This window comes from Sinorhizobium sojae CCBAU 05684, assembly GCF_002288525.1.
Taxonomy (GTDB): Bacteria; Pseudomonadota; Alphaproteobacteria; order Rhizobiales; family Rhizobiaceae; genus Sinorhizobium; species Sinorhizobium sojae.
Map to the genome: position 1 here is coordinate 3486142 of NZ_CP023067.1, position 21423 is coordinate 3507564.

Genomic DNA, 21423 nt, shown 5'->3' on the forward strand with positions numbered 1-21423 from the left:
AGGACTTTTGATCATGCAGACCAACATGCGGCGAGAAATCGACGAGATTCCCGAGGCTGCCGCACGATTGCTCGATAGCTCGGCGAAAGCGCTCACCGCGGCGGGTGCGGCGCTTCGCGCCAAGGATCCGGCCTTTCTGGTGACGATTGCCCGCGGATCTTCCGACCACGCGGCCCTCTTCCTGAAATATGCGATCGAGCTCACGGCCGGTCGCCCCGTAGCCTCGCTCGGGCCTTCGCTCGCCTCCATTTATGGCGCCGAATTGAAGCTCGGCGGAGCGGCGGCGATTGCCATCTCGCAATCGGGAAAAAGCCCGGATATCGTCGCCATGGCCGAGGCCGCAACCCGTGCCGGCGCCGTTTCGATCGCGCTTACCAACACGCTGCCGTCCCCGATCGCCGACGCTTGCAGCCACCCGCTCGATATTCTTGCCGGGCCCGAAATTGCCGTCGCGGCGACCAAGTCTTATGTTAACTCCATTGTCGCGGGCCTTGCCGTGCTCGGCGAATGGACGGGCGACCTCGGCCTGAAGCGGGCCGTGGCCGAACTCCCGAATCGCTTTGCCGAAGCGGTGAAGCTCGACTGGCAGGATTTCGCCGCCGAACTTGAGGAGGCGGAATCGCTCTATGTGCTCGGCCGAGGACCGGCGCTGGCGATCGCCAGCGAAGCGGCGCTGAAGTTCAAGGAGACGTCAGGCATGCATGCCGAGGCCTATTCGGCGGCGGAAGTGTTGCACGGTCCGGTCGCGCTCGTCGGCGCCCGCTTCCCGGTGCTGGCGCTCGCCGCCCGGGATGCCGCCGAAGCCTCGGTCGCCGAGATCGCCGACGGTCTCAGCGAGAAGGGCGCCGTCGTGCGTGTCACGTCGGCGCGAGCAGCAAAGGCAAACCGCCTGCCCTTCGTCGGGACCGGCCACCCGATCACCGACGCGCTGGCGCTGATCCTGCCGTTCTACGGCTTCGTCGAAGCCTGGTCGCGCTCGCGCGGGCTCGATCCCGATGCCCCGGCGAGCCTCAAGAAAGTAACGGAGACCCGATGACTGCGAAGAAGAAAATCACCGGTGCGCGGATTTTCGACGGCATCGACTGTCACGACGGCGCCGCGCTTCTGATCGAGGCGGGGCATGTGAAGACCATCGTCCCTGCAGGGGCTGCCGCCGACGAGATGGAGACGATCGACGCGCGCGGCCTCCTGCTCGTCCCGGGCTTCATCGACCTGCAGGTCAATGGCGGTGGCGGCGCCCTCTTCAACGAGCAGCCGACGCTTGCGGGCATCCGGCAAATCTGTGCCGCCCATGCGCGGTTCGGCACGACGGCATTGCTGCCGACCCTGATCACCGACACGCGCGCGGTGAGGACAGAAGCGATAAAGGCCGGCATCGAGGCCAAGGCCTCCGGCGTGCCGGGCTTCCTCGGGCTGCATCTCGAAGGCCCGCACCTTTCCCTCGTCCGCAAGGGTGCTCATGATCCATCGCTGATCCGCCCCATGGAAAAGCCGGACCTGGACGAAATGCTCGCCTGTATGAAGTCGCTCGGCTGCCTGATGGTGACGCTTGCCCCGGAAAATGCGACCAAGGAGCAGGTGAAGGCACTTGCCGATGCCGGCGTCGTCGTCAGCCTTGGCCATACGGATGTCGGCTTCGAGGCGGCCTGCGCCTATGCGAAGGCCGGGGCGCGCACCGTGACGCATCTCTTCAATGCCATGAGCGGCCTTGGTCACCGAGAGCCAGGGGTGGTCGGTGCGGCGCTGGCGACGGGGAGACTCCATGCGGGGATGATCGCCGACGGCTTCCATGTCGATCCGGCGACGATGGGCATTGCAATTCGCGGCAAGCAAGGGCCGGGGCAGATCTTCCTGGTGACCGATGCGATGTCGACGATCGGCTCCGACGTGACGCGCTTCCTCCTGAACGGGCGCGAGATTTTGCGCAAGGACGGACGGCTGACGCTCGCCGACGGCACGCTCGCCGGCGCCGATATCGACATGCTCTCCTCCGTCCGTTTCGTGCATGAAAGGCTCGGCCTGCCGGTTGAGGAAGCCCTCCGCATGGCCTCCGCCTATCCCGCCGATGCCATGGGCATCGCCTCGCACAAGGGCCGCCTCCTGCCGGGAGCCGACGCCGATTTCGTGCTGCTGGCCCCGGATCTTCAACTGAAATCCACCTGGATCGGCGGGGAGTGCGTCTATTCCGCCTAGATCACGATGATTTCAGGTCGGAGCGACCCAAAATCATAGACGTGATCGATTCTAAGACGTTAGCGCGGGATGCGGGCGGAAAACCGCGTACACTTTTCCTCATCCCGCGCTATAGCCGGGCTAGCACACTGAGCCGCTCCCTCATCGCCCTGACCATTGCAGCATCCGTACGGCGGCGCTCCGGCGGTCCGAAGCCCATGTCGACGACGCGCCTTTCGTTAGCCAGCTCACTAACAGAGCAGGATGAATGTACCTCGTTGACCTCGAGCTGCGGCAGGATTGCGTCGAGCGTATCGGGATTGATGCCGGCGCCGGGCATGATCGAGAGCCGGCCGGCCGCGAGTTCGACGAGCAGGGCGAGTGTGTCGACCGCTTCCGGTGCGCTTTTCGCGCCGCCCGACGTCAGGATGCGTTCGAAGCCGAGTTCGGCGGCGATCCCGATCGCTTCGGCAAAATCCGGTACAAGATCGAAAGCCCGGTGCAGGGTGAGGCCGAGACCGGCGGCGTGGCCGGTGAGTTTTACCAGCATGCGCTCGTCCAACCGACCGTCCGGGCGCGACGCGCCGAGCACGACGCCCGCAAGCCCCGCCCTGCGCGCCGCATCGATATCGCCGCGCATGATGTCGAGCTCGGCTGGGCTGAAGGTGAAATCGCCGGGGCGCGGGCGGATCATCGCATAGACCGGCACCGGCGGCGGCTTTGCGCAGGCCATCAGCCCAGCGCTCGGCGTCAGGCCGCCGACGGCAAGTGCTGAACAGAGCTCGATGCGGTCGGCACCGCCCTCGACCGCGGCCTTCAATCCCTCCGCGTCGTCGACGCAGACCTCGAGCAGGATGTCCTTCATGCTCTTGGTCCCCCGTCCAGATGGTCCCGATCGAAACCGAGCAGAGCGGCGCCGATCAGGCCCGGCTCCACCCGGCACTGGCCTCGCACCACCAGCGGCCGACTGAACCGGCGCAGAATCCGGCTGCGCACCATCCGGTCGATCTCGCCGATTAGCGCCTCGGAATTCGAAAGGCCCCCGCCGACGGGCACGATGGTCGCGCCGGTGATGTTGATCACCAGGGCCAATGGTGAACTGACGAGATCGACATAGATATCGACCGTGCGAGCCGCCTCGACGTCACCTTGCCGCCAAGCCTCGATGAGCTCCTGGCTGGCGCGTTCCTTGCAATGAAGGGCCGCATGCAGCCTCTCCAGGCCGCGCGCCCCGCCGATCGTGTCGATGCAGCCGCGCTGGCCGCAGCCGCAATCGAAGGCCGGTATTGCGACGGGCGGGTTGCCGGCTTCGCGGGCGGAAACCGGCCCATGCCCCCATTCTCCGGCAAAGCCGCCAACGGCATTGATCAGTCTACCGTCGACCACCAGCCCTCCGCCGACACCGGTGCCGAGGATTGCGCCGAAGACGATGCGGTGGCCGCGTCCGGCGCCGATGCCGGCCTCGGCAAGTGTGAAGCAATCGGCATCGTTGGCGATCACCACGGGCAGATGCAGCGCCGCCTCGAGCTCGGCCGCAAGCTCGCGCCCGTCGATGCAGGGGATATTGGCGCATTTGATCCGTTGCGTCTCCGGGTCGATGACGCCGGTGATCGAGATCGCCAGGCGGTCCGGCAGGCCACCGGCTTCGTCGATCACCGCCTCCATGGCCCCGACGAAACGGTGGAAGTCGGTGAGCGGCGTCTCCCGCCGCGGCAGCGGGAATATGCGTTCCGGCGAATAGGTGATGGCGCCCTTGATCGCCGAACCGCCGATGTCGAAGCAGATGATCATACCTCGCCCCGGATCGGCGCCTCGAGCGCAAGCGCGGCGGAAAGCAGGCGATCGTCCTGGTGATGCGGCGCCGACAAGAGAAAGCCGACCGGCATGCCGGCCGCACCCGTTCCGCAGGGGATGGAGATGCCGCAAAAGTCGAGGAAATTGCCGATCAGCGTGTTGCGCAGCGTCCGCGCATTGGTCCTGAAGAAGAGTTCGTCGTCGGCAAGCAGAGGCGCGAGCGGCGGCGCCACATGCGGCAGCGTCGGATGCGCGATCAGCTCGCCGGCGTTCAGGATGTCGGCCGTTTCGTGGATCAGCCGCTCGCGTGCCTCGACGAGGGCGATATAGTCGCTGGCGCTGATTTTCTCGCCGAGGCGCACGCGTGTGACGACGCGTGGATCCATCCGGGCGGCGTCGGGGCTGTCGAGGCGCTCGCGATGGAGCGCATAGGCTTCCGCATTCACCAGCGCGCCGTGACGCCTCATCAGGTCGAAGATCGCGGCGAAGCTCGGGAAGGGCTGGCGGCGGATCCGTACACCGGCGGCCTCGAGTCTCTTGATCGCCCCCTCGAAGGCGGTCACGACCTCCGCTTCGGCCTCGTCGAAAACGATGGTTTCGGGAATGACGAGCGAAAGCTCGGCAGGCTCGGCGCGGCGGACCACCGGTGCGGTGAGGCTGTGCATGGCCGCATCCGCCCAGACGGCGTCCTGAACGGTCAGGCACAGGGGGCCGAGCGAATCGAGACTTCCGGCGAGCGGAAAGACGCCCCTCATCGCGTATCGGCCGCGCGTCGCCTTGTAGCCGACGACACCGGTCATCGCTGCCGGAATGCGTACCGAACCGCCGGTGTCGGTACCGATGGCGAGCGGTACGAGGCCGGCGGCGACGGCCGCCGCCGAACCGGAGGAGGAGCCGCCGGGGATACGATGGACGTCGGTCGATGCGGGGTTGCGCGGCGTGCCGTGATGCGGATTGACGCCGAGACCGGAGAAGGCGAATTCGTTCATGCTGGTGCGACCGAGACTGATCATGCCGGCGCCGCTCAATGCCGCCACGACCGCCGCATCGGCCGTTGCCGTCGGCTGGTCCTTGAGTACGACGGATCCCGCGGTGGTCACGCTACCGGCCATGTCGAAGAGGTCTTTCCAGGCGACGGGAAGGCCATCGAGCAGGCCGAGTGACCGGCCGGCTCTGATTCGCTCGGAGGCCGCCTTCGCTTCCCGTTCCGCCCGCTCGCGCGTAATCTCGATGAAGACGGCTCGGTCGTTATGGCTTTCGACCCGGGCGAGCGTTTCCTCAGCGAGCGCGACGGGATCGACGTCGCCGGATTGCACCAGGACGGCGAGGCTCGCGAGCGTCTTTTTGCTGGTCATGGTCTCTCCCTACTCTCCTTCGTCCGGGTGGCAGGCTGCACCTAAGCCTGCTCGAGCGGCGCCGGTCTCACTGCCCCTAACATATCGCCACCCATTGCGTTTGCCAGCGCCTGTCCGCGTCGAAGCTGTAGATTGTCGAAGCGTCTTGTCGCGACGTTCGCCTTTGCCTACATGGCGTTCGACCCATTTTGTCTCGAGGAGACCTGTCATGATTCTGGATGCGGCGCGGCTGGCCTTCGCCAATCTCTTTGCGGCCGAGACCCGCGCGGTCTTCTGGAAGGTGATCGGGCTCACGCTTCTGGCACTCGTCGCGCTGTGGTTTGCGCTGCGCCAGCTGTTCGCCTGGCTTGCCTTGCCGTGGATCGACGCGCTGTTGCCCGGAACACCCGAATGGGCGGGATGGCTTACCCTCGTCGTCGGCATTTTCGCCAGCCTCGGCCTCGCCTTGGGGCTGGCGCTGCTGCTCGCCCCGGTGACGGCGATGATCGCCGGCTTGTTCCTCGACGATGTCGCCGAGGTGGTCGAGAAGCGCGACTATCCCGGCGAGGCGCCGGGAGCGCCGCTGCCGCTCGCCGAAGCGATCGTAAGCTCGGCGAAGTTCCTAGGCATCGTGATCCTCGGCAACATGGTGGCGTTGTTCCTCCTGCTGGTGCCGGGCATCAATCTTATCGCCTTCTTTCTCGTCAACGGCTATCTGCTCGGGCGGGAATTCTTCGAATTCGCCGCCATGCGGCACCGCGCGCCCGGCGAGGCGCGGCTCTTCCGCAGAAAGCATCGCGCGACGGTGTTCCTCGCGGGCCTTGTTCTTGCGGCCTTCCTGGCTGTGCCCGTGCTGAACCTGCTGACGCCGCTATTTGCCGCCGGCATGATGGTGCACCTGCATAAAATGCTCTCGGCCCGTGACCCCGGCTTCGCGGTCGCCGGCCGCGTCGCGGCCGGGACGCGCGGCTGATGCTTCACGCCGTGAGCGACCTGAGGGGCCGCGCCGGTTTCGAAACGGAAGACGGAGAATCCGCATGAGCGAGGCAGACGATCGGATCACCCGATTGGAGGAAACGGTGGCCCACCAGGCCAAGACCATCGAGGAGCTTTCGGATCAGTTGGCCGAGCAATGGAAGGTCGTGGAACAGACGCGGGCCAAGCTGGACCGGCTGGCCGAGCGATTCCTGATGCTCGAGGAGCAGGCGCGGGAGGCGATCCCGGTAACACGGCCGCCGCATTACTGATAGTTCTGGTGCTGCAATTCAATGGTAACCATGGGTCGCGCAGCAAAAAGCCGCCGGCCCGCGAGAGCCGACGGCTTTCATGACCGTTAAAGCGCCGTGATCAGTAGGGGCAGGACTCGTCCGTCATGTAGTCGTGCACCACGAGATTGCCGGCAATGATGTCCGCCTTCACCTTTTCGACCGCTTCGAGCATTTCCGGCGTGATCAGCGCCTTGTTGTGCTCGTCCAGAGCATAGCCGACGCCGTCTTCCTTCAGGCCGAGATTGGAGACGCCGAATTCGAACTTGTCGTCCTTTGCGGCCGTGAAGGCATCGTAGACGGCGACGTCGACGCGCTTCAGCATCGAGGTCAGTACCTTGCCCGGCTGCAGCATGTTCTGGTTGGAATCGACGCCGATGCCGAGCTTGCCCGCATCTGCCGCGGCCTGCAGAACGCCGACGCCGGTGCCGCCGGCGGCGTGATAGATCACGTCCGCGCCCTGGTCGATCTGCGACTTGGTGATCTCGCCTCCCTTGACCGGATCGTTCCAGGCATCCGGTGTCGTTCCCGTATAGGCTTCGAGCACCGTCACGTCACCCGTCGACTTGGCGCCGCCGACATAGCCGCAGGCGAATTTGTGAATGAGCGGGATGTCCATGCCGCCGACGAAACCGACGGTCTTCGTCTGGGAGGCGAGGCCGGCAAGCACGCCGACCAGATAGGAGCCTTCCTGCTCCTTGAAGACGATCGATTTGACGTTCGGCTTGTCGACCACCATGTCGATGATGGCGAATTTGGTGTCGGGATATTCCGGCGCGATCTTCTCGAGCGATGCCGCCCAATTGAAGCCGGCCATGACGATCGGGCTGTTGCCATCGCGGGCGAAGCGGCGCAGCGCCTGCTCGCGCTGGGCGTCATTGGCGATTTCGAATTCGCGATATTCGATGCCCGTTTCGGCCTTGAACTTTTCGGCGCCGTTATAGGCGGCCTCGTTGAAGGATTTGTCGAACTTGCCGCCGAGATCGTAGATGATCGCCGGCTCGATATCCGCGGCCAGCGCCGTCGCGGACATCATCGAGAAAGCAAGGAGACCGAGAATGGTTTTTTTCATCTTGCAGCCCTGTCGTCGCAATTGATTGTTTTCGGGTTTTCCGGCGGCATCCGCGGAACCCGCCCCTCTTCTGTAAGGCTTGGGTGGCCGCATCCTTGCACGGCTTCGGCAAAAAAACACTCGAAATTTTTCGGATGGTAAAAAACCCGACGGCCCTGCGACGACGTTTGCAGGGCCGGCGTCTTAAGACGATGTTCGATTTAACCGATCGGGCAGCTGACGCCGGTGCCGCGCAATCCGCAATAGCCGTCCGGACTCTTGGCGAGATACTGCTGGTGGTAGTCTTCGGCAAAATAGAAGGGTCCGGCCATCGTGATTTCGGTGGTGATCTCACGGACGTGGTCCGAGGACTTCAACGCCTTCCGGTAGGTATTGCGGGCTGCATTCGCCTCGGCGAGCTGCTCTTCGTCATAGACATAGACGGCCGAGCGATAGGTCGTGCCGATGTCGTTGCCCTGCCGCATGCCCTGGGTCGGGTCATGCTCCTCGAAGAAGGTCTTGAGCAGCCGGGCGAAGGAGACCTTCTCAGAGTCATAGACGACCAACACCACTTCGGCATGGCCCGTCAGCCCCGTCGTCGTCTCCTGATAGGTCGGATTCGGCGTCAGCCCGCCGGAATAGCCGACAGCGGTCACATGGACGCCATGCATCTTCCAGAAGAGCCGCTCGGCGCCCCAGAAGCAGCCCATGCCGAAGAGCACCTTCTTCATTCCCTGCGGATAGGGCCCCTTGAGCGGCCGGCCGGAGACGAAATGCGCCTCGGCGGTCGGGATCTCCTGCGCGCGCCCGGGCAGCGCGGTCTCGGCGTCCGGCAGGAGGGTTTTCTTGTTGAACATGTCGATAAGAAACATCTCGGGGCTCCTTTCATGCGCCGAATGCACTCAGGAAACATGCGGATGGGGGTCGCGCGGGCCGGTAGCCCTCTCAGGCGGCAAAGCGCCCCGCCGCCGGCTTCCTCCTGTAGCCTGCCATCCAGAAGAGGAGGGCTATGGCGAGAAACACGGCAAATGCCGGCTGCATGAACAGCCAATGCAGGGCGGCAAGCCAGATCGCCGGTCCGGCATCGGTGCGCTGCAGCGATTGCACCCAATCGACCGCCTCCGGTCCGAGGACGGCAATGCCCTCTCCAAGCGGCGTCATCACCGGCGCGGAAGCCGCCACCGACTGGATCGAGTCGACCGTCCCCGCGAGCACGGCGACCGTCAGCGCGAGAAAGCTTGAAAGGCGCAGCAAGAACCGCATCCGTCCTCCTTTGATGCCCGGCGCGCGGCGAAAGACTATTTCGCGAGTTCTGGGCATCCGGCATCTGCATCAAGAGATAGGCTGGCCGCCGGATGAGCGCAATGGCCGACTGGCGCACACGCATGTCACCTGCTGTCAATAATCTGTCAGAAACCAGTTGATCCCGTCCGCATCATCGGTATATATCGCGCCCGTCCGCCGGTATTCGCCGGCGCACCCAGCCAGCCGGACTGACCACCGGCTGCAGACGGATGGACAGGTGGCCGAGTGGTTGAAGGCGCACGCCTGGAACGCGTGTATACGTGAAAGCGTATCGAGGGTTCGAATCCCTCTCTGTCCGCCATCCTGATTCGAGCTTCGCAGGATTGCTATAATCTCTCCAACGAAGCGGGATGCCTCAGAACCTTTAGCGAAAGAATCAGGACCTCAACTCTCTGGGTCGACCGGGTCGAGAATGTCCGCCGCGTCGTATTTCGGCGATCCCACCTTCCGGTCGATCGGCCACATGGTCATCAGGTCCGCCGGGAACGGTTTCATCAGATCCGAGGGATCCGGCTCCGGCGAGAGCCAGCGCTCGTAGTCGGCTCGGTGCAGGACCACCGGCATTCGGCCGTGGATCGTCGCCATCATTTCGTTTGGCGGGCAGGTGATGATGCAGAAGGTGCGGATATCCTCGTCGGTCTTCGGATCGCGCCAGCTGTTCCACAGGCCGGCAAGCGCAAAGGGTTCGCCGGACTTCATGGCGACCGCATAGGGCTGCTTGTTCTTCCCGGTGCCGTAAATGTCCTTCCATTCGAAGAAGCCGTCGATCGGGATGAGGCAGCGGCGGCTGCGATAGGGGTGCTTGAAGAGGCCGTTGGTCGCGATGCCCTCGCAGCGCGCATTGACCGGCGGCCGGCCGGTCGCCTTCATCCAGCGCGACATCAGCCCCCAGCGCGCGCTGACGAAGGTCGGACCGAACACATCCGGGTCGCGCACCACGTCGGTGATGATGATCGGATAGGTGAGCGACGGCGCGCCGTTGTAGCGCGGAAGCTGGTTCGCCATTCCCTCGACGGCCTGCCGCTCGGCGAAGGAGAATTCGCGCAGCAATCCTTCGAGCGTGCTCTTGATATAGACGCGTCCGCACATCGGCCGTCCTCCCTCTAGCGCATCGGCCCGAATATCGGACCGGATTTTCGGAAAGCGCGATCCGCAGATCCAAAGAGTTACAGTGACCTTTGCGCGTCTGAAAAGACGCGCGGCGCTGTAAGGGGTGAGGTACCGCGACGATGCGCGGCGTCAATAGAAGGTAGTTCCGGTCGAGACCGCATAGCCGGGGATGCGGCGGCCCGGCTCTCCGTCATGCGAACTCCGGTTCCGGCGCCTGCTTACTTCTCCGCCTCTTCCCCGCGCGCCGTCAGCTGATTGTCGACGCGTGCGACCCCGATCACCGAAGCTGCGGCTTCGCCGACGCAGGCGATGTCCGCTTCCGTCGCGACCGTGCCGGAAAGCAAGACCCAGTTACCTATTGCGGTGATGGAAATGTCGCGCGTGTCGATCATGGTTGCATAGCGAAGGAAGCGTCCGACCTTCTCCGCAAGCGCGTCGCCGGTCAAATGCGGGTCGTCGTCTCCGCGTGAATAAACTGAACGCTCCGTTACCATACCCAAACCCCATAAAAACCAACGTTTGCGCGCCCCCAATGTTCCGAGCCCGGGCGAGACGCTTGTTCTTCGCTCTTGCTCGCGCCGCTCGATCGGGGCTATTGCCGTGAAAACCTCGGCGCGATTTCCGGGCGCTGCGCTCCACCCGTCCCTCCGGATCCCTTCACATCCTCCTGGACCAAGGCCCGCCCATGTCCGAAGTCTTTCTGAACGTGCTTCCGATCTTCATTCTGATCCTGACCGGCTGGCTGGTGGTCCGGTTCGGCTATCTAAAACCGGCCGTCGGCGAGGCGCTCGGCGAATTCGTCTTCCGCGTCGCCGTACCGGTCCTGCTGTTCCGCACCATTGCCGAGGCGGATTTCCGGGAGGGTTCGCCCTGGCCGCTCTGGCTTGCCTATTTCTCCGGTGTCGCCGTCACCTGGACCCTGGGCCATCTAGCCGCCACGTTCTGTTTCGGGCGCGACCAGCGCATGGGCGTGCTCGCCGGCGTATCCTCGGCCTTCGCCAACACGGTCTTCATAGGTCTACCGCTGGTCTCGCGCGTGGTGGGAGAGGAGGGCGTGGTGGCGCTTTCGATCCTGCTCTCGGTACACCTGCCGGTGATGATGATCGCCGGAACTGTGTTCATGGAACGCGCTGAGCGCAAGACGAGCGGCAAGCCGGGTCAAGGACTCGTCCGGCTGCTTGCGGGGGTCGCGCGCAATCTTGTCCGCAATCCGCTGGTGATCGGGCTTGCCCTCGGTGCGCTCTTTCACCTCCTCGGTCAGCCACTCGGAGGGCCGGCGAAAAGCGTCGTCGACCAGCTTGCCGCCGTAGCCGCACCCGCCGCGCTCATCTCGATCGGCATGGCGCTCGACCGCTACGGTCTGGCCGGCAATACCGGGCTTGCCAGCGTCACCAGCGCGCTGAAGCTCGTGGTGCTGCCGGGCACCGTCTTTGCCGCCTGCCACCTTCTGGGCTTGAGCCCGAGCTGGACCGCCGCCCTTGTGCTGACCTCGTCCGTGCCGACCGGCGTCAACGCCTGGCTGATCGCCAACCATTTCAATGTCGGCCATGCGCTCGCCTCTTCGACGATCACGCTCACCACGGCGCTCGGCGTCGTCAGCGTTTCCGCCTGGGCCTATCTCTTAATGTGATTTGCGCCCCTCACGGAACAGGCGGACGCGATATATTCTCAAGGCCGCCGATATCCCGTCGGCTGAGCGTAGAGCCAGCCGATCCGGCGGATGGCGTCGTCCAGCCCTTCTCGGGCGACGGTCATCGTGTGGCCGTTCGCATGCAGCAATGTCTGATCGTCTTCCATGATGGCGACATGGCCCTTCCAGAAGACGAGATCGCCGCGAACGAGCTCTTCGCGCCCGATCGGCCTGCCGATCGCCTCCACCTGCATGTCGGTGTCGCGCGGAACCGGGCGACCCGTCATCAGCATGGAAAGCTGCACGAGGCCGGAGCAGTCGATGCCGAAGCCGGAACGGCCGCCCCAAAGATAGGGCGTTTCAAGCATGCGGGCGGCAACCGACACGTAATCTTCGGCGACGGGATGCCCCGCCGGGGCGCAATGATGGGCGACGACCGCCAGTCCGTCGTCGAGCAGGAAGTAGCGCGTGCCGCGCGTTTCCGTTTCCCCGACGACAGTGAGCCGGCTTCCCATCGAAAGGGCGAAGGCCTGAGGAAAGCGCAGGTCCGCGCCGCGATAGGCGAAGGTCCGCGGCACCCGGACGATGTGTGTGGGAGGCGGGGCCTCCTCCGTCAGCGCGCCGTGCGGCACATAGCCGACGTAACCGTCGAGCTCGGATTTGACCCAGGCCCATCCGCCGGCGACGTCGAGAACCCGCGCCGTCTCGCCACAGAGCAGCTCCGTATCCATGCCGCAGGCAAGGTCCGGCCTTGCCCTGAGCGGCGTCACCGGCACGGAAACCGTCGCCGGCTTGCCTTCGACGTAGCGCTTCGCGTCGATCAGGCCGCGCAGGCGCGCCTCGGCAAGGTCCTCGCGATAGGCATTAAGTCGGCGATCGAGGGTTCCGGGCATGGCTGGGCTCACAGTTTCCGTCCCTGATTGATGATCATATCGCCGAGTTTTTCAAGGTAGAGCGCGCCCTCGACGGTGCGTTTGATGATGACATTGCGCCGGTCGCGCTCGTCGCGCACGCGGTCGACGAGACCAAGCGCGCCCATAGTGTCGAGAGCCCGCGTGATTACGGGCTTCGTCACCCCGAGGGTCGCGGCAAGCCCCCGGACCGTGTGCGGCGGCGGAACCAGATAGATCTCAAGCAGGATCGCCATCTGGCGCAGCGTGAGATCGCGGCTGTCGATCCGCACCTGCTCGCGCGAGACCGCGTGCCAGAGCCCCAGCGCTTGGGAGGGGGTCAGTTCGACGGGCAAGGGAAACTCCTGCGTAAACCTCTTATCGGCACCCTAGCCGCCCGATCGTTACGCAAGCGTTTCTTTCCCGATACGAATCTGGTCGGGCTACTCTCAGCTGGATGAGAGCGAGCGCCCTTCGCCCCTCACTGCGGCGGCAAGCCGGCCTTGCTCCTGGCGACGACGCGCTCGCGCCAAACGGTGAAGATCCCGGCGGCGACGACCATAGCCGAGCCGGCGATCATGTTCGCGGTCAGCGTCTCGCCGAAGATCGTGACGCCCATGATCGAGGCGAAGACGAGCTGCAGATAGGTAAGCGGCTGGACCGCGACGGCGTCCAGCATGTCATAGGCGCGAATGAGGAAATAGTGGCTGACACTGCCGGTGATGCAAAGCAACAGCATCCAGCCCCAGTCCAAGGGTGCGAGATTCGTCCAGAAGAATGGGCCGACCAGACTGATCGAAGCAGCGCCGACGGCGCCCGTATAGAAGAAGCTGGTCATCGCCGAGTCGTCGCGGCTGACGAGCCGTGTCGCGATCACGTAGATCGCGAACATCAGCGCCCCCGACAGCGGCAGCAGAAACTCCAGATCGAACGCGTCCTCGCCGGGCTTCAGGATCAGAAGCACGCCGAGGAGTCCGGCTCCGATCGCGGTCCAGCGCCGCCAACCGACGCGCTCGCCGAGCAGGGGCATGGACAGGAGCGCGACGAAGATCGGGGTGGCTGCCAGGATCGCCTGCGACAGCGCAAGCCCGACGACGGTGAAGGAGGTGATGATTATGACGATCTGCGCCGGCAGGAGCATTCCGCGCAGCAATTGTAATGCCGGCCTCTTCGTCACCGCCGTAACGGCAAGCCCGCCCGGCGCACGCGACGCCAAGTAGGCCGCGAAGGCGGCAAAGGCCCAATAGCGGATCATCGCCACGAAAACCGGGGGGTAGATGGCGCCGAGATGCTTGGAGATGCCGTCCTGAACCGAGAAGATGATGATTGCAGAAAGCGCGAAGACGTAGCCGTTTGCCTTGGATTTCATGCCGTTGCCGATATACGCATGTCGCGGCCGTGGCCAGCGCCTGGGGCCCAAGTGACATAAAAAGACCCCGAGCCGGGAGGAGGTGGCGTCGGGGTCTTTAAACTAGGCCGGCTCTTGGGAGGAGGAGTGAACCGACCGGCACCGAGCGCCGCGGGAGGAGGAGCAGCGCTTCGATGAGGAGGAATATAAATCATTCCGCCTGACTTAACAGTGCCAATGTTGCATCGCAGCATTGCACGGGGCGCACATCGGCAACGCGCTATCAACGCCGGCAAGCGCGGCTGGTTCCCGATTCGATTCGTTTCTGCCGGCGGCGTGTGGCGGATCGCGTTGCAGCGGAAGGTTCGGAGAACGCGCAACGCCTTGAACCTGCGGCGCTTTTCCCCGGTCCGGTTCTTAACTTCCCCTTAAATTGCCGCATTTAGAGTTCAACGGATCGGCGCGGGCCGAGCCTGCTGCATGTCTCATTGGATGTAGGACAGGCAGCACTGCAGGCGCGGCGCCCGCGCGCAACCGGCAATCGCCTGGGATAATGGTGAGCCGGCCCGGCGGTCGGAGAGGGATGAAGAATAGCGGGATTTTCCGCCCATATCCGGCTCCAACCTATCAGAAGCGATCGCGTTTGATTGACCGTCATCGTGATCCAGGGACATATCCTTCCGGCATGGCAAGCAGAAAGTCAGGACAGCGGATCGAACCTTCCTTCGGTGACGACGAGGACGGCGGCCTGCGCGTCGACGCAAGCGACCGCGTGAGCGGCGGTGGCCGGATAGCGAAGCGCCCCGGCGCGGCGTCGAAGAAGCGGCGCGAGGCCCGCGGCGGGCGCCGCCGGGGCGGCTCCGGCGGGGGCTTCTTCGGCCTTGTGCGCCGACTCTTCTACTGGTGCATCGTGCTCGGCATCTGGGGTGCGATCGGCGTCGGCGGGCTCGTCCTCTATTATGGGGCGCGCATGCCGAGCGCTACGACCTGGACGATCCCGGACCGGCCGCCGAACGTCAAGATCCTCGCGGTCAATGGCGACAACATCGCCAATCGCGGCGCGACCGGCGGCGAGGCGCTCGCGCTCGAGGAGATGTCGCCCTACATCCCGCAGGCGGTGATCGCCATCGAGGATCGGCGCTTCTACTGGCATTTCGGCGTCGACCCGCTGGGGCTCGCGCGCGCCATGCTGACGAATCTGACGAGTGGCCGCATGGTCCAGGGCGGCTCGACGCTGACCCAGCAGCTGGCCAAGAACCTGTTCCTTTCGCCCGAGCGTACGCTCGAACGCAAGGTGCAGGAGGTGCTGCTCGCGCTCTGGCTCGAGCATAAATACACGAAGGACCAGATCCTGACGATGTATCTCAACCGCGTCTTCTTCGGCTCCAACGCCTATGGCGTCGAGGCGGCGGCGCGGCGCTATTTCAACAAGTCGGCGCGCGACGTCAATCTCGGCGAGGCGGCCGTGCTCGCCGGCCTCCTGAAGGCGCCGTCACGATTGTCGCCGGCGCGCAACCCTAAAGCCGCGGAAGCGCGCGCGCAGCTGGTGCTCGGCGCCATGCGCGAGGAAGGCTACATCACGGATGCCGAGATCAAGACGGCGATGTCGCAAACGCCGCCGCGGGCGAAGAGCTTCTGGTCGGGGGCCGAATATTACGTCGCCGACATGGTGATGGATCAGCTTCCCGGCATGATCGGCGAGATAAGGCAGGATCTGATCGTCGACACGACAATCGACCTGACGCTCGAAAAAAAGGCCGAGGAGGTCATCGCCGCTACGCTCGAAGAGGAGGGCGGCAAGCTCAACGTCTCGCAGGCAGCCCTCGTCTCGATCGACGGCACCGGTGCCATCCGGGCGTTCGTCGGCGGCAGGGACTATGCAGAAAGCCAGTTCGATCGTGCCTCGAAGGCGAAGCGCCAACCGGGCTCCGCCTTCAAGCCTTTCGTCTATGCGGCCGCGCTCGAGATCGGTCGCACGCCGATCTCCGTTCGCAACGACGCGCCGGTCCGGATCGGCAACTGGACGCCAGAGAATTACGACCTGAAATATCGTGGCGAGGTGACGCTCGCCGATGCGCTGGCCAACTCGTTGAATACGATCGCCGCCCAGCTCGTTATGGAGGTCGGCCCCCAGAACGTGGTGAAGCTTGCGCATCGCCTCGGGATCGATTCCGAGATGCAGGCGAACGCCTCGATCGCACTCGGCACCTCGGAGGTCAGCCTCGTCGAGCTCACTTCGGCCTATGCGCCGTTCATGAACGGCGGCTTCAAGGCGACGCCGCATGTCATCCGCCGCATTTCCACCGCCGACGGAACGGTGCTTTATGAAAACACATACGACAATCCGCCGCGCGTGCTCGATCCGGCCATCGTCAGCGAGATGAACCAGATGATGGTGCGTGTGCTGACGAACGGCACCGGCAAGAGGGCGCTCCTGCCGGACTGGGAGGCGGCGGGCAAGACCGGCACGACGCAATCCTTCCGCGATGCGTTGTTCGTCGGCTACACCTCCAACCTGACGACAGGTGTGTGGTTCGGCAATGACGACGGCAAGTCGATGAAGAAGGTGACCGGCGGCGGCTTGCCGGCCAAGGCCTGGCACGATTTCATGGTCGCCGCCCATGAGGGCCTGTCGCCTTCGCCGCTTTTCGGCACGGCCGGCGTGCAGCCGGTTTTCGACCAGGGCGGCGCTGTTGCCGGCGCGCTTCCGGATGGCTTTGCCGGTGGCGACGCTGAGGCTTTCCCGGAGCCTCCGCCCGTCGATGGCGCGCTCGCGGTCGATCAGACGCGCCCGGCGGGAGAGCTGGGCGGCAGCGGCCCGGTGCCGCCGGCCGGCGTCGGCGAGGCGACCGGCACGACCCGCCGCACGACCCTCTTCGAGCTTTTGACCGGCGGCTGACGGAAAGGGCGCCCTGCCGTTCGGTGCGGGCGGCGAATCCCTTTGGCATTTGGGCTTTGGAGATGTGTAAAAAGCGGCTTGTTTTTGCCGCTGCTCACGCCGCAGAATGCCTTGCAGTCCGATACGCCGGTCCTTATATACGCCGCATCGACGCAGCCCGGCTGCGCCAAATTGCAAAGACCATCCCGTTAGGGGCTGTCCTATGAATGCCTGACCGGGGTTCCGACAGTCCGCTGCAAGGAGAGAACGACATGGCTAAAGTTATTGGTATTGACCTCGGAACGACGAACTCCTGCGTTGCCGTCATGGACGGCAAGGACGCGAAGGTGATCGAAAACGCCGAAGGCGCACGCACGACTCCCTCGATGGTGGCCTTTACGGACGACGGCGAACGGCTCGTCGGCCAGCCGGCCAAGCGCCAGGCGGTCACCAATCCGGAAAACACCCTCTTTGCGATCAAGCGCCTCATCGGCCGCACTTTCGCGGACCCGACGACGCAGAAGGACAAGGGGATGGTCCCCTACAAGATCATCAAGGCGGACAATGGCGACGCCTGGGTGGAGGCGCACGGCAAGACCTATTCGCCGTCGCAGATCTCCGCGATGATCCTTCAGAAAATGAAGGAAACCGCCGAATCCTATCTCGGTGAAAAGGTCGAGAAGGCCGTCATCACCGTTCCGGCCTACTTCAACGACGCGCAGCGCCAGGCAACCAAGGATGCCGGCAAGATCGCGGGCCTCGAAGTGCTGCGCATCATCAACGAGCCGACCGCAGCGGCGCTTGCCTATGGCCTCGACAAGAAGGAGGGCAAGACGATTGCCGTCTACGACCTTGGCGGCGGCACCTTCGATATCTCCGTTCTCGAAATCGGCGATGGCGTCTTCGAGGTGAAGTCCACCAATGGCGACACTTTCCTCGGCGGCGAAGACTTCGACATGCGTCTCGTCGAGTACCTTGCGGCCGAGTTCAAGAAGGAGCAGGGCGTCGATCTCAAGAACGACAAGCTCGCGCTGCAGCGCCTGAAAGAGGCCGCCGAAAAGGCGAAGATCGAGCTGTCGTCCTCGCAGCAGACGGAAATCAATCTGCCGTTCATCACGGCCGATGCGAGCGGTCCGAAGCACCTGACGATGAAGCTGTCGCGCGCCAAGTTCGAAAGCCTCGTCGAGGATCTCATCCAGAAGACGATCGCCCCCTGCAAGGCGGCGCTCAAGGACGCCGGTGTCTCGGCTGCCGAAATCGACGAAGTCGTTCTCGTCGGCGGCATGACCCGCATGCCGAAGGTCCAGGAAACCGTGAAGCAGCTGTTCGGCAAAGAGCCGCACAAGGGCGTCAACCCGGATGAAGTCGTCGCGATGGGCGCCGCCATCCAGGCCGGCGTTCTGCAGGGCGACGTGAAGGACGTGCTGCTGCTCGACGTCACCCCTCTGTCGCTCGGCATCGAAACGCTCGGTGGCGTCTTTACCCGCCTGATCGAGCGCAACACGACGATCCCGACGAAGAAGAGCCAGGTCTTCTCGACGGCCGACGACAACCAGTCCGCCGTGACCATCCGCGTCTCGCAGGGCGAGCGTGAAATGGCGGCCGACAACAAGCTGCTCGGCCAGTTCGACCTCGTCGGTATTCCGCCGGCGCCGCGCGGCGTGCCGCAGATCGAGGTGACCTTCGACATCGACGCCAACGGCATCGTCCAGGTATCGGCAAAGGATAAGGGTACGGGCAAGGAGCATCAGATCCGCATCCAGGCCTCCGGTGGTCTTTCCGATGCCGACATCGATCAGATGGTCAAGGACGCCGAGGCCAACGCCGAAGCCGACAAGAAGCGCCGCGAAGCGGTCGAGGCCAAGAACCAGGCCGAGAGTCTGATTCACTCCTCGGAGAAGTCGCTGAAGGAATATGGCGACAAGGTCTCGGAAACGGATCGCAAGGCGATCGAAGACGCGATTGCGGCGCTGAAGGCCGCCGTCGAGATTTCCGAGCCGGACGCCGAGGACATCAAGGCCAAGACCAACACGCTCATGGAAGTTTCCATGAAGCTCGGCCAGGCGATCTATGAAGCACAGCAGGCCGAGACCGCCCATGCCGACGCGGCAGCCGACGCCAAGCGCGATGGCGAGGACGTCGTCGACGCCGATTATGAAGAGGTCAAGGACGAGGACGACCGCAAGCGGTCCGCATAACTCCGTCCTGCCGCAAACGGAGCCCGGGAGCGATCCCGGGCTTTTCTCTTGCCCGAAGTACCCGAAGCCGCTAGACGAGCGCCGATGGCCGAGGAGTAGGAGCCACTTTCGCTCGGCGGAAAAAACGCGGGGGACTTCAGGGCGGCCGCAAAAGTGAGTTATTTCCGACAAAAACCGCTCGGACGCCCGACTTGGCTATGGTATGGCGCTTTCAGGTTTACTAAATCCTGTGCAAGATATTCGCAGCCGTCGGATCCTTCGCGCTGGCAAGCCCTGTCAACAGGACAATCTTTGAAGCATGAAACGTGATCTTTACGAAACGCTTGGCGTGGGAAAGAACGCAGACGAGAAGGAGCTGAAAAGCGCCTTCCGCAAACTGGCGATGAAGTACCATCCGGATCGCAATCCCGGCGACACGGAAGCGGAAAAGACCTTCAAAGAAATCAACGAAGCCTACGAAATGTTGAAGGACCCGCAGAAGCGGGCGGCCTACGACCGCTACGGCCATGCGGCCTTCGAGCAGGGCGGCATGGGCAACGGCTTTGCGGGCGGCGGTGCCGGCGGCTTCTCCGATATTTTCGAGGACATCTTCGGCGAGATGATGGGCGGCCGCCAGCGCCGCTCGGCCGGGGGGCGCGAGCGCGGCGCGGATCTCCGCTACAACATGGAGATTACGCTTGAGGAGGCGTATATCGGCAAGACGGCGCAGATCCGCGTGCCGACCTCCGTCACCTGCGACGTTTGCACCGGAACGGGCGCCAAGCCCGGCACCAGTCCGAAGACCTGTTCCACCTGCCAGGGCAGCGGCCGTATCCGCGCCGCCCAGGGCTTCTTCTCGATCGAGCGCACCTGCCCGAGCTGCGGTGGCCGTGGCCAGACGATCACCGATCCCTGCACCAAGTGCCATGGCCAGGGCCGGGTCATGGAGGAGCGCACGCTCTCGGTCAATATTCCGGCCGGCATCGAGGATGGTACCCGTATCCGCCTTTCCGGCGAGGGCGAAGCCGGCCTTCGCGGCGGCCCGCCGGGTGATCTTTATATTTTCCTTTCGGTGAGGCCGCATGAGTTCTACCAACGCGACGGCGCCGATCTCTATTGCAGCGTGCCAATCTCGATGACGACGGCGACGCTCGGCGGCAAGTTCGACGTGACCACGCTCGACGGAACGAAATCCCGAGTCACGGTGCCCGAAGGCACCCAGGCCGGCAAGCAGTTCCGCCTCAAGGGCAAAGGCATGCCGGTGCTGCGCTCCAACCAGATGGGCGATCTCTATATCCAGATCCAGATCGAGACGCCGCAGAAGCTCACCAAGCGCCAGCGCGAACTCCTGCAGGAGTTCGAGCAGATCTCTTCGAAGGAGAACAATCCGCAGTCGGCGGGCTTCTTCTCCCGCATGAAGGATTTCTTCGACACGCTGAGCGAGTAGCTGGCCTTTCGATTTTTGCCCCTCACCCTGACCGTCTCCCCGTAAAAGCGGGGAGAGGGAACCGGGCGCGCGCCCCGGCAGGCCGGTCGAGGGCAAGTTCGACAGCCAACGTCGCACTGCGGCGAACGGCGGGACATTAGTTTGTTTAGGCCATCAATTGCCAGAGGCCCGCCGCAATGAGCACCGCACCGGTCGCACGGGGAAGAACGCGCCCGGCGTGCACCAGCTTCTCGATGAGCACGAAGGCGGCGATCGCCGCGATCCACAGCACATTCATGATGCCGCCGACGAAAAGAAGTGCCATCAAGGCCCAGCAGCAGCCGACGCAATAAAGACCATGGCGAAAGCCGAGAGCGACTGCGCCGCGCGGATCACGGCGGAAGCCCCCATGGGTCTGGATGAAAACGATCGGTGCCTGGCATTGGCTAAGGCAGACGTCCTTGAGCGGCGTCCACTGGTAAAGCCCCGCCGCCATGAGCACGATGCCGCTGAAGACGCGGCTGGCGCTCGCGAGCGCCGGAGTGAGCAACGTTCCCTCGATCAGCCATTGACCGAGCGTTGCGGCGAGCGCGAAGCCGGTCCAGGTGAGCAGGTAGCCGCCCGCAAAAAAGCCTGTTGAAGCGAAGGGTTTGCCCTGACGCAGGCTGTGCCGCCCCACATGCGCATAGAGCAGGATCATCGGCGTCGCCGAGGGAAGCATCATGCCCACCATCATCACGATCCACATCGTCGCCATGACGCCGGCCTCCACCGCGCTCCACGGCCGCGGCTGGAGGCCGAGAACCGAGGCAAGTCCGCCGGCTTCCTGATCCGTCCCCATGGACCTGCCGGTTTCCGCCGGCAGGTCCATATCCGTGCCCATGGCCATATTCGTTTCGGGCATGGCCATGCCGCCCATATCCATGGTCGCAGCCAGCCACAGGATGTAGATCCAGGAGATCGCCGTCAGCGTGGCGAGCGAGGCGGCGACGATCGTCCGGTCGCGCCGCAACAGGGATTCAAGGGCGCTGTCCGCCATGATG

At 64.3% G+C, this 21423-nt stretch carries 20 protein-coding genes and 1 tRNA gene; 9 read left to right on the forward strand and 12 right to left on the reverse strand.

Going from position 1 to position 21423, the window contains the following annotated elements:
• Window positions 1-13 precede the first annotated feature (13 nt).
• Together SJ05684_RS16790 and nagA are read left to right on the forward strand one after the other, a co-directional pair.
• On the forward strand, window positions 14-1036 hold the full coding sequence (locus SJ05684_RS16790; RefSeq protein ID WP_034853465.1) for an SIS domain-containing protein: 1023 nt from the start codon (window positions 14-16) through the stop codon (window positions 1034-1036).
• A complete protein-coding gene (gene nagA / locus SJ05684_RS16795) occupies window positions 1033-2193 on the forward strand; it encodes an N-acetylglucosamine-6-phosphate deacetylase (protein WP_034853371.1) in 1161 nt (386 codons plus the stop codon). Before SJ05684_RS16790 ends, nagA begins: the two co-directional genes overlap by 4 nt.
• A 109-nt stretch (window positions 2194-2302) precedes the next feature.
• Here nagA and SJ05684_RS16805 read toward each other — a convergent pair whose 3' ends face one another.
• Genes SJ05684_RS16805 through SJ05684_RS16815 form a run of 3 tightly spaced genes read right to left on the reverse strand, consistent with a single transcriptional unit; the run spans window position 2303 to window position 5321 of the window.
• Entirely contained in the window at window positions 2303-3037 is a 735-nt protein-coding gene (locus tag SJ05684_RS16805) for a copper homeostasis protein CutC (protein WP_034853372.1), read from the reverse strand.
• Window positions 3034-3963: an ROK family protein gene (locus tag SJ05684_RS16810; protein WP_034853373.1), complete on the reverse strand. Its 930-nt coding sequence runs from the start codon at window positions 3961-3963 to the stop codon at window positions 3034-3036. Before SJ05684_RS16810 ends, SJ05684_RS16805 begins: the two co-directional genes overlap by 4 nt.
• Window positions 3960-5321, reverse strand: a complete 1362-nt coding sequence (locus tag SJ05684_RS16815) for an amidase (RefSeq protein WP_034853374.1) — start codon at window positions 5319-5321, stop codon at window positions 3960-3962. Before SJ05684_RS16815 ends, SJ05684_RS16810 begins: the two co-directional genes overlap by 4 nt.
• Before the next feature lie 208 nt (window positions 5322-5529).
• On the opposite strand from SJ05684_RS16815, the gene SJ05684_RS16820 reads away from it, so the two are divergent.
• Together SJ05684_RS16820 and SJ05684_RS16825 are read left to right on the forward strand one after the other, a co-directional pair.
• The gene (locus tag SJ05684_RS16820) at window positions 5530-6273 is read left to right on the forward strand and encodes a sulfate transporter family protein (protein ID WP_034853376.1); all 744 of its coding nucleotides are present in this window, start codon (window positions 5530-5532) and stop codon (window positions 6271-6273) included.
• A gap of 64 nt (window positions 6274-6337) precedes the next feature.
• Complete coding sequence (locus SJ05684_RS16825) at window positions 6338-6547, forward strand: SlyX family protein (RefSeq protein WP_034853383.1); 210 nt, start codon at window positions 6338-6340, stop codon at window positions 6545-6547.
• A 100-nt stretch (window positions 6548-6647) separates the two neighbouring features.
• On the opposite strand, the gene SJ05684_RS16830 is transcribed toward SJ05684_RS16825, so the two are convergent.
• The 3 genes from SJ05684_RS16830 to SJ05684_RS16840 all read right to left on the reverse strand — a co-directional run bounded on the left by SJ05684_RS16830 (window position 6648) and on the right by SJ05684_RS16840 (window position 8879).
• Window positions 6648-7637 carry a BMP family lipoprotein gene (locus tag SJ05684_RS16830; protein ID WP_034853385.1) on the reverse strand — a complete coding sequence of 330 codons (990 nt, stop codon included), beginning with the start codon at window positions 7635-7637 and terminating at the stop codon, window positions 6648-6650.
• A 200-nt stretch (window positions 7638-7837) separates the two neighbouring features.
• Window positions 7838-8488, reverse strand: coding sequence for a peptide-methionine (S)-S-oxide reductase MsrA (gene msrA / locus SJ05684_RS16835; protein WP_034853387.1), 651 nt, complete (start codon window positions 8486-8488; stop codon window positions 7838-7840).
• A gap of 73 nt (window positions 8489-8561) precedes the next feature.
• Window positions 8562-8879, reverse strand: a complete 318-nt coding sequence (locus SJ05684_RS16840) for a hypothetical protein (RefSeq protein WP_034853388.1) — start codon at window positions 8877-8879, stop codon at window positions 8562-8564.
• Window positions 8880-9132: 253 nt separating this feature from the next.
• Between SJ05684_RS16840 and SJ05684_RS16845 the strand changes: the two genes are divergently transcribed.
• Window positions 9133-9222, forward strand: a tRNA-Ser gene (locus SJ05684_RS16845).
• An 83-nt stretch (window positions 9223-9305) separates the two neighbouring features.
• Here SJ05684_RS16845 and SJ05684_RS16850 read toward each other — a convergent pair.
• Both SJ05684_RS16850 and SJ05684_RS16855 read right to left on the reverse strand, forming a co-directional pair.
• The gene (locus SJ05684_RS16850) at window positions 9306-10010 is read right to left on the reverse strand and encodes an SOS response-associated peptidase (protein WP_034853390.1); all 705 of its coding nucleotides are present in this window, start codon (window positions 10008-10010) and stop codon (window positions 9306-9308) included.
• Between the two features lie 239 nt (window positions 10011-10249).
• Window positions 10250-10525: a BON domain-containing protein gene (locus tag SJ05684_RS16855; protein ID WP_034853392.1), complete on the reverse strand. Its 276-nt coding sequence runs from the start codon at window positions 10523-10525 to the stop codon at window positions 10250-10252.
• Window positions 10526-10716: 191 nt separating this feature from the next.
• Between SJ05684_RS16855 and SJ05684_RS16860 the strand changes: the two genes are divergently transcribed.
• Window positions 10717-11661, forward strand: a complete 945-nt coding sequence (locus tag SJ05684_RS16860) for an AEC family transporter (RefSeq protein ID WP_034853394.1) — start codon at window positions 10717-10719, stop codon at window positions 11659-11661.
• Window positions 11662-11699: 38 nt separating this feature from the next.
• On the opposite strand, the gene SJ05684_RS16865 is transcribed toward SJ05684_RS16860, so the two are convergent.
• From SJ05684_RS16865 to SJ05684_RS16875, 3 genes are all read right to left on the reverse strand, one after another.
• Window positions 11700-12554, reverse strand: coding sequence for a C40 family peptidase (locus tag SJ05684_RS16865; RefSeq protein WP_034853396.1), 855 nt, complete (start codon window positions 12552-12554; stop codon window positions 11700-11702).
• A gap of 8 nt (window positions 12555-12562) precedes the next feature.
• Window positions 12563-12907, reverse strand: a complete 345-nt coding sequence (locus SJ05684_RS16870) for a MarR family transcriptional regulator (protein WP_034853398.1) — start codon at window positions 12905-12907, stop codon at window positions 12563-12565.
• Window positions 12908-13032: 125 nt separating this feature from the next.
• Window positions 13033-13920, reverse strand: coding sequence for a DMT family transporter (locus tag SJ05684_RS16875; protein ID WP_034853399.1), 888 nt, complete (start codon window positions 13918-13920; stop codon window positions 13033-13035).
• Between the two features lie 664 nt (window positions 13921-14584).
• Between SJ05684_RS16875 and SJ05684_RS16880 the strand changes: the two genes are divergently transcribed.
• The 3 genes from SJ05684_RS16880 (at window position 14585) to dnaJ (ending at window position 20401) form a co-directional block, all read left to right on the forward strand.
• Window positions 14585-16798, forward strand: coding sequence for a transglycosylase domain-containing protein (locus SJ05684_RS16880; RefSeq protein ID WP_034853467.1), 2214 nt, complete (start codon window positions 14585-14587; stop codon window positions 16796-16798).
• 251 nt (window positions 16799-17049) lie between these two features.
• Window positions 17050-18975, forward strand: coding sequence for a molecular chaperone DnaK (dnaK, locus tag SJ05684_RS16885; protein WP_034853400.1), 1926 nt, complete (start codon window positions 17050-17052; stop codon window positions 18973-18975).
• Between the two features lie 298 nt (window positions 18976-19273).
• Window positions 19274-20401, forward strand: coding sequence for a molecular chaperone DnaJ (gene dnaJ / locus SJ05684_RS16890; RefSeq protein WP_034853401.1), 1128 nt, complete (start codon window positions 19274-19276; stop codon window positions 20399-20401).
• Window positions 20402-20546: 145 nt separating this feature from the next.
• On the opposite strand, the gene SJ05684_RS16895 is transcribed toward dnaJ, so the two are convergent.
• Window positions 20547-21419, reverse strand: a complete 873-nt coding sequence (locus SJ05684_RS16895) for a DUF2182 domain-containing protein (protein ID WP_034853402.1) — start codon at window positions 21417-21419, stop codon at window positions 20547-20549.
• Window positions 21420-21423 lie beyond the last annotated feature (4 nt).